2 protein-coding genes are annotated in these 12,628 nt (G+C 72.1%); both read right to left on the reverse strand.

Translation table 11 applies throughout. The features are described from left to right. Nucleotides 1-98: 98 nt before the first annotated feature. Nucleotides 99-998 (reverse strand): proline iminopeptidase-family hydrolase, encoded by a 900-nt coding sequence (locus OG802_RS00885; protein WP_329406152.1) that lies wholly within the window; start codon nt 996-998, stop codon nt 99-101. Nucleotides 999-1,174: 176 nt separating this feature from the next. Further along, a complete protein-coding gene (locus tag OG802_RS00890; protein WP_329406153.1) occupies nt 1,175-12,628 on the reverse strand; it encodes a type I polyketide synthase in 11,454 nt (3,817 codons plus the stop codon).

Genomic DNA, 12,628 nt, shown 5'->3' on the forward strand with positions numbered 1-12,628 from the left:
GCTGGACGGGCCCTGTGCTCGACCTGAGTCCCGTGCCCGGCGTGTGCCCGGCCGGGTGCGCGACCGTGTGCCCGGCCGGGTGCGCGACCGGTTGTGACTCAGTCCAGCGAACGCAGGTACTCGACGAGCACCTTCATGAACAGCTCCGGTTCTTCGAGGTGCGGGCCGTGGCTCGACTCCTCGAAGATCTCCCAGCGCACGTCGGGGATCAGGTCGAAGTAGGGCTGCACCGCGCCGACGGTGACCTCGTCGTGGCGTCCGGAGACGAGGAGGGTGGGAACCTCGATGCGCGGCAGCAGGTCGATGACCGACCAGTCCCGCAGGGTGCCGACGACGTGGAACTCGCTCGGCCCGTTCATCGTGAAGTACACGGTGGGATCGTTGGCGATCTCCATCAGCGAGGCGGTCAGCTCGGTCGGCTTGTCCGGCAGCCGGCAGACATGACGGTCGTAGAAGACGTTCATCGCCTCCAGGTAGGCGGGACTGTCCGTCGTGCCCGCCGCCTCGTGGGCGAGCAGGGTCTCGTTGACGCCGGGCGGCAACTGGGCGCGCAGGGCGGTGAGTTCCTCCTTCCACGCCGGGTATGAGGCCGGCGAGTCGGCGACGACGAGGCCGCGCAGGCCCTTCGGCCGCCGTGCCGCGTAGGCGGAGGAGAGCATGCCGCCCCAGGACTGGCCGAGGAGCACGAAGTCGTCCGCGACGCCGAGCGCGTGGACGAGGTTGTCCAGCTCCTCCAGGAACAGGTCGACCGTCCAGAAGTCCGCGCCGGCCTGCGGCAGATGCGTCGAACCGCCGTTGCCGATCTGGTCGTAGTGCACGACCGGCCAGCCGTGCTCGGCCAGCGCGGCGAGACCCAGGAGGTAGTCGTGGGTACTGCCCGGACCGCCGTGCACCAGCACCACGGTCGGCCGGTCGACGGTACGGTCCCCGGTGACCCGGTACCAGGTCCGGTGAGGCCCGAAGGGGACGGTTCCCCGGGCACTCGGTGGCAGCGCCATACGACTTCTCCTTTCACGCCGGATGCGGCGCGCGGACGCGCCGTGTCCGTCGGCGGCCGACGGGCGCGGCGCGGCGCGCACGGTCGGCAGGTCAGGTCCTGCCTCGGTTGCGACGGTAGTGACGGGGGCGGGGCCGACGGACCCGCTGCGGCCCCCTGTAGGGGACGTCGCTCCCCCTACAGCTGTCCGACCCAGTCCTCGACGACGCCGGCCGTGGTCTCGGCGTCGTCCTGGATGAGGGTGAAGTGGCTGCCCGGCGCGGCACGCAGTTCGTGGTCCGGGTCCCACGGGCGGGCGCTGAGGTCGCCCGGGTCGCCCTCGTACTGGGCACGGTCCAGGAAGTCGCCGGTCGCGCTGACGAACAGCACCGGCGCGGACACGGCGTCGAGTTTGAAGTCCGGCAGGATGTCGAAGTAGCGGCTCATCGCGGACAGCCGGGTGCTGTCGTAGCGGCCGACGGTCCGCTCGACCTCCAGCAGGCTTCGCGCGAGCCGCTCCATCCCGACCACCATGGCCTCGTCCTGCACCCGGTAGCTGTCCAGGAGGACCACGCCCGCCGGCGCCACTCCGTGCACCTGCTCCAGGTGGTGTGCGGTGGCGTAGGCGATCAGCCCGCCGGAGGAGTACCCGAGCAGGACGAACGGCCGGCCCTGCGCGGAGTCGAGCACGTTGTCCGCCATGGCCCGGACGACCGCCTCCGCCGAGGCCGGCAAGGGCTCGCCGGTGGCGAACCCGGGCAGGGCCAGGGCCGAGACGGGCCGGGCACCTCGCAGGTGCGACGCCAGTCTGGCGTGCTGGTGGAGGCCGCCGCCCGCCATCGGTGTCGAGACGCACACGATCCGCGGATCTCCCGGGCCGTCGCCCAGCCGGGCCGACGCGAGAGGGGTCGTCATGCCCTCGGAGTCGAAGCTGTCGCGCAGTTCGGCCACGGAGCGCAGGAGACTGAACGCCTTGCCGACCTTGCCCGCCAGTACCGCCTCACGGAAGAGGCCGCTGAGCGAGTCGGCGTCGCCCGCGGGCTCGGGGCCGCCGGCCGTTCCCGCACCCGCCTCGGGGGTCTTGCCGGTCCGTGCGCCGTCCCGGGGCCCGGACTCGGCGCCGAAGCCGCCTTCACCGTCGTCGCCGACGACGCCGGTGACAGCGGTGCCGGAACCAGCGGTGGCGGTGGCAGCGGTGCCGGCTGCCAGTTCGGCCTGGACGAGAGCGGCGAGCTGCTCCGGGTTCTGCCCGTCGAAGACGGCCATGGCCGGGAGTTGCAGCCCGAGCGCCTTGTTGAGCTGATTGCGGAGGTCGATCGCGGCCAGCGAGTCGAACCCGGACTCCAGGAAGCCGCGTCGGGGATCGACGTCCGCTTCGTCGTCGAAGCCGAGCACCGTGGCGACCGTCGCGACGACGAGGCGGCGCAGCTCGGCCAGTTGCTCAGCTCCGGACGACTCGCGCAGCCGTCGGCGCAGCGCTGCGTCCCGGACCGGGCCGCCGCCCTGCCGGGCTGCCCTGGGCGCCGGTACGAGGGCGCGGAGCATCGGATGCGGGAGCTCGGGCAGCCGGCGCAGCGCCGGGAGATCCAGGTGCATGGACAGCACCGCCGGCCGGCCCGCCGCCACGGCGGCGTCGAGGTCCGCGAGGCCCTCCTGCTCCGTCAGCGGTGGCATGCCCGTGCGGCGCATGCGTTGCAGGTCGACATCGGTGAGCCACTGGCTGAGCCCGGTCTCGGTCTGCCAGAGCGCGTAGGCGATGGAGGTGGCGGGGAGGCCCCGCGCATGCCGATGCGCGGCCAGAGCATCCAGGAACACGTTCGCCGCCGCATACGCCGACTGCCCACCCGCCAGCAACGACCCACCCACCGACGAGAACAACACGAACGCCGACAACGACAACGACGCCGTCAACTCATGCAAAAACCACGCCCCATCCGCCTTCGCCCCCAACACCCCGGCCAACCGGTCCCCCGACATCCCCGACACCATGCCGTTGTCCGCCACACCAGCCGCATGCACCACCCCCGTCAAATCCCCGATCCCACCCACCACACCAGCCAACGCCCCCCGATCCGACACATCACACGCCACCACCCGCACCCGAACCGCCCCCGCACCCAACAACTCCCCCACCAACTCCCCCGCCCCCGGAGCACCCTCACCCCGACGACTCACCAACACCAACGACCCCACCCCACACGCCACCAAATGCCGCGCCACCAACGCACCCAACCCACCCGTACCACCCGTCACCAACACCGTCCCCCCACCCCACACCACACCACGCCCGGAGTCGGATCCGGACGCGGAGTCGGGTGCGGGCGCAGGCGCAGGCGTGGATGCAAGTACGAGGGCGGGAGCGGACGTCGGCGCGGGTGCGCGGTCGTCCGCAGATGCGCGGTCGGCCGCGGACCGGGAAGTGGGTACGGGTACCGCGAGGCGGCCGATCCTCGCCTGGTACCACAGGCCGTCGCGGAGCGCCCATTCGGGCTCGCCGGACGAGGCGACACGACGCCAGACGTCGGCGGCGACCGTACGGGGCTCGTCGGCGTCCACCAGTACGAAGCGGCCCGGATGCTCGGACTGTGCGGCCCGCACCAGGCCCCAGACCGGCGCGGCAGCCACCTCGCGCGGCGCGTCGCCCTCCGGACCGGCCGCGCCCCGGGTCACCAGGATCAGGGTGCCGCCCGCGCGTGCCGGATCGTCCAGCCAGCGTTGCACCGCGCCCAGCGCCGTGACGGCCAGCTCCAGTGCGGCCTCCGGGACGGGACCGGCGCCGGGTACGCAGTCGGCGACGACGACTGGGTGGTGCACGCCGTCGAGTTCGGCCGGCGAGACCACCGGCACCGGATCGGCTCCCGCCAGGGGCGCCACCGTGGCCGGCGCCCACGTCACCTCGAACAGCGTGTCCGAGACCCTGGCGACCGCAGCCGGGGCCTCGCGCAATACGAGCGAGTCGACCACACCGACCGGCCGCCCGGCCTCGTCGGAGAACTCCACGTGCACCGCCTCCGCACCACGGGCAGAGAGCCGCACCCGCAGGTCACGCGCGCCCGTACGGAACAACCGCACACCCTGCCAGGCGAACGGCAGCACCGGACGAGAACCCGGCGCCCGGTCGCCGTGCACGCCGAAGCGGAGCCCGTGCAGAGCCGCGTCCAACAGGGCCGGGTGGATCGGGTGCCGGTCGGCGGTCACGTCCTCCGGCAGCGCGATCTCCGCGTACACGTCGTCACCGCGCCGCCAGGCCGCACGCAGCCCCTGGAACGCCGGCCCGTACGCGTAGCCCTGGTCGAGCAGTTCGACGTACAGGTCGTCGCTTTCGAGCGGCGTCGCGTCGGCGGGCGGCCAGGGCTCCGGTTCGGTCGCGGCGGGCGGGAGGGGTGGAGTGGTTGCTCTGGTGAGGGTTCCGGTGGCGTGGGTGGTCCAGGGTGTGTCGGTGTCGTCGGCGGGGCGGGAGTGGATGGCGAGTTCCGCCTGCTCACCGGCGGTGGTGACCTGGACCTGAACGTCCACGTGACCGTGCGCGGGCAGGATCAGTGGCTGGGCGATGATCAGTTCACCGACCTCGGTGTAGTCGGTGACCTCGGCCGCGTGCAGCGCCATGTCCAGCAGAGCCGTCCCCGGCACCAAGGCAACCCCGGCCACCGCGTGATCGGCCAGCCACGGGTGACTGCCCACACCGATCCGGCCCGTCAGCACCGTCGACACACCATCAGCCGTCGTCACCGACGCCGCCAGCAGACCATGACCAGACTCCCGCAGACCGGCCGCACCCACTCCAGCCGACACCCGCCCGGCCCCCGACCCGGAAACGGGCTCCGACAACCAGTAGCGGCTGCGCTGGAAGGGGTAGGTGGGCAGGTCGAGGTGGCGGACAGGGGCGGGCAGGTGCCAGTCCACGGAAACACCGGACACGTGGAGGACGGCGGCCGCGTTCAGCAAGGTGGCCTGCGCCGAGATGCCTTCCTTCGGCCGGCGCATCAGCGGGACGAAGGTCAACTCGTCGGCGTCGTCGAGGATTTGGCGGGCGAGCGCGGTCAGGACTGCCTCCGGGCCGACCTCCACGAACCGGGTCACACCCAGCCGACGTGCCGTTGACAGGCCGTCCGCGAAACGGACCGCCTCCCGCACGTGCCGCACCCAGTAGCCGGGGTCGGTCAGCTCCGCCGACACCACCTGTCCGGTCACGTTCGAGACCACCGCAGTCGTCGGCTCGCGATACGTCACGCTCGCGGCGACCTGAGCGAACTCCTCCAGCATCGGCTCCATCAACCGGGAGTGGAACGCGTGCGAGACCGACAACCGCGTCGCCCGCACACCCGCCTCAGCAGCCCTCTCGGCCACCCGCTCCAGATCCGCGACCGCACCGGACACCACTACGGCGCCCGGTGCGTTGACGGCCGCGATATCCACGGCAATGCCGGAGATCAGCTCCCCAACGCCTTCAAGGCCGGCTGCCAAGGCCAGCATGCCTCCGCCTTCCGGCAGGGCCTGCATCAACGACCCACGCGCCGCCACCAGACGCGCCGCGTCCTCCAGCCCGAACACCCCCGCCGCATACGCAGCCGAGATCTCCCCAATCGAATGCCCCAGCAGCACATCCGGACTCACACCCCAATGCCGCAGGACGGCCACCAAACCCGCCTGCACAGCGAACAAGCCCGCCTGAGCGAACACCGTCGCATCCACCAACGACGCATCCTCCCCCCACACCACCTCACGAAGCGGCCCCGGCAGATACGCATCCAAGGCATCACACGCCTCATCAAAAGCGGCCGCGAACACCGGCTCGGCGTCATGCAGTTCGCGGCCCATCCCCAGCCACTGCGACCCCTGCCCCGTGAACAACCAACCCGTCCGGCCGGAAGACACCCGCCCGCTGATCGCCCCGATCTCCTCCGAAGCGAACGAGGCCAGGTGCGCCAGCGCCTCCTCACGGTCGGCGGCGACTACCACCGCCCGATGCTCCAGCAAGGCGCGCCCACCCGCCAACGCCGCAGCCACCGCACCGACTTCGACATCCTCACGCCGCGACCACCACGAGGCCAGCCGCGCAGCCGAAGCCCTCAGCGCCTCCGGTGACCGTGCCGACAGGGTCACCGCCACCGGACCCTCGGCCTGTGGGGCGTCCCCCGCCCGTACCGGCTCGGGAGCCTGCTCGACGATCACGTGGGCGTTGGTGCCGCTGATGCCGAACGACGACACCGCCGCCCGCCGCGGACGATCCAGCTCGGGCCAGGCACGGGCCTCGGTGAGCAGCTGAACGGCTCCGTCCTGCCAATCGACCTGCGCCGAGGGGGCGTCCACGTGCAGCGTCCGCGGCATGACCCCGTGCCGTATCGCCTCCACCAGTTTGATGACGCCGCCGACGCCCGCGGCCGCCTGGGCGTGTCCCAGGTTCGACTTCAACGAGCCCAGGTACAGGGGCTCTTGACCGTCCCGGCGCTGTCCGTAGGTGGCCAGCAACGCCTGGGCCTCGATCGGATCCCCGAGGCGCGTCCCCGTGCCGTGGCCTTCGACCAGGTCGACGTCGTCCCCGGCGAGTCGGGCGTTGGCGAGCGCGGCCCGGATCACCCGCTGCTGGGACGGCCCGTTCGGCGCCGTCAGGCCGTTGGACGCACCGTCCTGGTTGACCGCCGAACCCCGCACCACGGCCAGCACCGGATGCCCCTGCCTGCGGGCGTCCGACAGCCGCTCCAGCAGCAGCAGGCCGACGCCCTCGGACCAGCCCGTGCCGTCCGCCGACTCGGCGAACGAGCGGCAGCGGCCGTCGGCCGACAGGCCGCGCTGGCGGCTGAACTCCACGAACATCGCCGGAGTCGCCATCACGGTGACGCCACCCGCGAGGGCCAGTGTGCACTCTCCCGACCGCAGCGCCTGCACCGCCAGGTGCAGGGCCACGAGCGACGACGAGCACGCCGTGTCCACCGTCACCGCCGGACCTTCGAAGCCGAACGAGTACGACACCCGGCCGGACACCACGCTGCCGCCGCTGCTGAGGTCGCCGTAGTCGTGGTACATGACGCCCGCGAAGACGCCCGTGCGGCTGCCCTTGAGGGAGGCGGGTGCGATGCCGGCGCGTTCGAAGGACTCCCAGGCGGCCTCCAGGAAGATCCGCTGCTGCGGATCCATGATCTGGGCTTCGTTGGGGCTGATGCCGAAGAACACGGGGTCGAACTGGTCGGCGTCGTACAGGAAGGAGCCGCGGTCGGTGTAACTCTTGCCGTCCAGGCCGGGCTCAGGGTGGAAGAGGTCGTCCAGGTTCCAGCCTCGGTTGGTGGGAAAGGCTCCGACGGCGTCGACGCCGTCGGCGACCAGTCGCCACAGGTCCTCGGGCGAGGTCACGCCGCCCGGGTAGCGGCAGGCCATGGAGACGATCACGATCGGGTCGTCCTGGTCCACGGTGGGGGCGGTGGTGCGGACGGCGGCTGCGGCGGTCTCCTCGTCGGCGGGCCCCGCGAGCAGCTCATCCAGGAGGGCGGCGACGGCGGACGCGTTCGGGTGGTCGAAGACGAGGGTGGCCGGGAGGCGCAGGCCGGTGGCGGAGGTCAGCAGGTTGCGCAGCTCCACGGCGGCCAGCGAGTCGAAGCCCAGCTCCGAGAAGGGCCGGCCCGGCTCGATGTCGTCCGCGCCGGCGTGCCCGAGCAGGGTGGCGACGTGGCCCCGCACGAGAGCCAGCAGGCGTCGGACCCTGTCTTCGGGCTCCAACCCGGCCAGTTCGGCCGCGAGTTCGGGGGCGGCGGCGGCAGCGGAGTGGGAGGCCTTGCGGCGGACGGGGGGCACGAGGCCGCGCAGGAGCGCGGGGATCTCGTCGGTGCGGGCACGCAGCGCGGTCCGGTCGACGGGCGTGGCCAGGACGTGGGGCCGGTCGCAGCCGAGCGCGGCGTCGAACAGCGCGAGGCCGGTGTCCGGGTCGAGCGGGGGCAGTCCGAGGCGCCGGAGCCGCTGGACGTCCGGCTCGCCGAGCGCGCCGCCCATGCCCTCGTTCAGCCACAGCCCGTAGCCGATGGAGGTGGCGGGCAGGCCCCGCGCATGCCGATGCGCGGCCAGAGCATCCAGGAACACGTTCGCCGCCGCATACGCCGACTGCCCACCCGCCAGCAACGACCCACCCACCGACGAGAACAACACGAACGCCGACAACGACAACGACGCCGTCAACTCATGCAAATACCACGCCGCATCCGCCTTCGCCCCCAACACCCCGGCCAACCGGTCCCCCGACATCCCCGACACCATGCCGTTGTCCGCCACACCAGCCGCATGCACCACCCCCGTCAAATCCCCGATCCCATCCACCACACCAGCCAACGCCCCCCGATCCGACACATCACACGCCACCACCCGCACCCGCACCGCCCCCGCACCCAACAACTCCCCCACCAACTCCCCCGCCCCCGGAGCACCCTCACCCCGACGACTCACCAACACCAACGACCCCACCCCACACGCCACCAAATGCCGTGCCACCAACGCACCCAACCCACCCGTACCACCCGTCACCAACACCGTCCCCCCACCCCACACCACACCACGCCCGGGGGTCGCCTTCTCCATGCGCGGTACGAGCCAGGCGCCCATGCGGTGGGCCAGTTCGGTCTCCCCGGAGGCCACGACGGCCTGCCACGCCGCGGAGTCGAGGTCTTCGGGGCTGTCGACGTCCGCCAGGACGAAGCGTCCGGGGTTCTCCGCCTGTGCCGCCCGCACCAGGCCCCACACGGCGCCTGCCGCGGGATTGTGCGGACCGTCCGGCCCCATGCCGCCCCGGGTGAGCACCACCAGGGTGCCGTCCGTCCGCCGCCCGTCGGCGAGCCAGCTCTGTACAGCGTCGAGCGCGGCTCCGGTCGCGGCGGCGGTGACCGCGGGGACGTCGTCGCCGTCACGCGGCGTGCAATCGCACACCACGATCGGCCCGTCAGCGGCCGCCAGGCCGTCCGGGGTGACGGCATGGACCGGTCCGGAACTCTCCCGCGTGCCCACCGTGACCGGTTTCCAGACCACGCCGAAGAGCGCGTCGGCGACCGGGGCGGGAGCGGCGGACGAGAAGTGGTCGGCCGCCAGCGGCAACGAGGCCACCGAACCGATGGTGGCCACCGGCTGTCCGCTCTCGTCGGCGACGAACACCGCGGAGGCGGGCCGCCCTTCACTGCGCTCGATGCGTACCCGCAGGGCCCGCGAGCCGGACGCGTGCAGTGCGACGTCGGTCCAGGTGAAGGGCAGGAAGGTCTGCCCCTCCGCCTCCTCGTCCCCGGCGATCAGGTCGATGTGCAGGGCGGAGTCGAGCAGTGCCGGGTGCAGGCCGTAGCCGTCGGCGTCGGCGGAATCGGGCAGGACGACCTCGGCGAAGACGTCGGTGCCACGACGCCAGGCGGCGCGGAGGTTCCGGAACGTGGGACCGTAGCGGTAGCCGCGTTCGGCCAGCCGTTCATAACCTCCCTCGACCGGGATGGGCCGGGCGCCGGGAGGCGGCCAGGCCGCGAGATCGAACGCGGCCGGGATGTCGGCCGTCGACAGCACCGCCTCCGCATGGCAGGTCCACCCGCCGCCGCCCCCGCCGTCCCCGCTGTCCCCGCCGTGCCCACTGTGCCCGATGTCCCCGCCGTCGTCGGTCCGCGAGTACACGCCCACGGCGCGCCGTCCCGAACCGTCCGCCGCGGCGACGCTCACCTGTATCCGGACGCCACCCGACGCGGGAATGACGAGCGGGGTCCGCAGCGTCAGCTCCTCCAGGGTGGTGCATCCGACCTCGTCGCCCGCCCGGACGGCCAGTTCCACGAAGCCGGTTCCCGGAAAGATGATCGTCCCGTTGATGTCGTGGTCGGCGAGCCACAGCTGAGCCTCGGCCGAGAGCCGTCCGGTGAGCACGACGCTCCCCGTCCCGGCGACCGCGACCGCCGCCCCCAACAACGGGTGGCCGGTCGGCGTTTGACCCACCTGCCGTGGATCGGCGCCGGCGACGTTCGGCTCCTGCCAGAAACGGCGGTGCTGGAAGGGGTACGTGGGCAGGTCGAGGTGGCGGGCCGGGACGGGCAGGTGCCAGTCGACGGACACACCGGACACGTAGAGGGCGGCGGCTGCCGTGAGAAGGAGGGCGTGCGCCGTGGGAGCCTCCGGCTTCGGGCGGCGCATCAGCGGGACGAAGGCCAACTCGTCGGCTTCGTCGAGGGTTTGGCGGGCGAGCGCGGTCAGGACCGCCTCCGGGCCCACCTCCACGAACCGCGTCACACCCAGCCCACGTGCCGTGGCCAGACCGTCCGCGAAACGGACCGCCTCCCGCACATGCCGCACCCAGTAGCCGGGGTCGGTCAGCTCCACCGACACGACTTGCCCCGTCACGTTCGAGACCACCGCCGTGGTCGGCTCGCGATAGGTCACCGTCGCGGCGACCTGAGCAAACTCCTCCAGCATCGGATCCATCAACCGGGAGTGGAACGCGTGCGAGACCGACAACCGCGTCGCCCGCACGCCCGCCTCAGCAGCACGGGTCGCCACCTGCTCCAGATCCCCGACCGCACCGGACACCACGACAGCCCTCGGCGCGTTGACGGCCGCAACGTCCACGGCGATTCCGTCGATCAGCTCCCCAACACCCTCCAGGCCGGCGGCCAGCGCCAACATGCCTCCGCCTTCCGGCAGGGCCTGCATCAACGACCCACGCGCCGCCACCAGACGCGCCGCATCCTCCAACCCGAACACACCCGCCGCATACGCGGCAGAGACCTCCCCGACCGAATGCCCCAGCAGCACATCCGGACTCACACCCCAATGCCGCAGAACGGCCACCAAACCCGCCTGCACAGCGAACAAGCCCGCCTGCGTGAACACCGTCGCATCCACCGACGACGCATCCTCCCCCCACACCACCTCACGAAGCGGCCCCGGCAAGTGCGCGTCCAGGGCATCGCACACCCCATCGAAAGCAGCCGCGAACACCGGCTCGGCCGCGTACAAGTCGCGGCCCATCCCCAGCCACTGCGACCCCTGCCCCGTGAACAACCACCCCGTCCGGCCCCCCGACACCCGCCCCGTGACGGCGGCCCCGGCACCTTCCGCATCCGATGGGAACGACTCAAGGCAGGCCAGCGCTTCCGCGCGAGACGAAGCGAGGACGACCGCCCGGTGTTCCAGCGCGGCGCGTCCGTGCGTCAGCGCCGAGGCAGCCTCGTCCACCTCCACGTCCTCGCGCCCGGACCACCACGTCGACAGACGGACGGCGGACGCCGTCAAGGCCTGCGGGGTTCGAGCCGACCAGGTCAGCGCCACCGGTCGTCCGGTCCCCGGAACGGAGACCGCCTCTTCCTCGGGGACCTGTTCGATGATCACGTGGGCGTTGGTGCCGCTGATGCCGAACGACGACACCGCCGCCCGCCGCGGACGATCACCGACAACAGGCCAGTCCCGCGCCTCCGTCAGCAGCTCCACCGCACCCGCCGACCAGTCCACCTGCGACGACGGGGCGTCCACATGCAACGTCCGCGGCATCACACCGTGCCGCATCGCCTCCACCAGCTTGATCACACCAGCGACACCCGCCGCCGCCTGCGTATGCCCCAGATTGGACTTCAACGACCCCAGGTACAGGGGAATTTGATCCTCCCTCCCCTGCCCGTACGTCGCCAGCAAGGCCTGCGCCTCGATCGGATCGCCGAGCCGGGTCCCGGTGCCGTGCCCCTCCACGAGGTCGACCTGGTCCGCGCCGATGCGGGCGTTGGCGAGCGCGGCCCGGATCACCCGCTGCTGCGACGGCCCGTTCGGCGCCGTCAAGCCGTTCGACGCACCGTCCTGGTTCACGGCCGAACCCCGCACCACCGCCAGCACCGGATGCCCCAGCCTGCGCGCGTCCGACAGCTTCTCGACGAGCAGCAGACCGACGCCCTCGGACCAGCCGGTGCCGTCCGCCGCCTCCGCGTACGACTTGCACCGGCCGTCGGCGGCGAGTCCGCGCTGCCGGCTGAACTCGACGAAGGTGTCCGGGGTCGCCATCACCGTCACTCCGCCGACCAGGGCCAGGGAGCACTCCCCCGACCGCAGCGCCTGCACCGCCAGGTGCAGGGCCACGAGCGACGACGAACACGCCGTGTCCACCGTCACCGCCGGCCCCTCCAGGCCGAAGACGTAGGAGATGCGGCCGGAGGCGATGGCGCCGGTCGCGGCGTTGTACGGATAGTCGTGGTACATGACGCCCGCGAAGACACCCGTGCGGCTGCCCTTAAGGGCGATCGGATCGATGCCCGCGCGTTCGAACGCCTCCCAGGACGTCTCCAGCAGCAGGCGCTGCTGCGGATCCATGATGTGGGCTTCGTTGGGGCTGATGCTGAAGAACGCCGGATCGAACGATCCCGCGTCGTGGAGGAAGCCGCCCTCACGGCAGTAGGACTCCCCTTCAGCGCCCCCCTCGGGGGCCAAGGGACCGCCGTCGCCCCAGCCGCGGTCGGTGGGGAACGGCGAGACCGCGTCGCGGCCCTCGGCGACCAGTCGCCACAGGTCCTCCGGCGACGTGACGCCACCCGGGTAGCGGCAGGCCATCGAGACGATGGCGATGGGTTCGCGGCTGTCCGCGGTGACCTGCCGCAGTCGGCCCCGCAGCCGCTCGGTCTCCTTGACGGAGGCGCGCAGCGCGGTGACCAGCTTCTCGTCGGTTCCTGTCAT

This window comes from Streptomyces sp. NBC_00704 (genome assembly GCF_036226605.1).
Classification (GTDB): Bacteria; Actinomycetota; Actinomycetes; order Streptomycetales; family Streptomycetaceae; genus Streptomyces.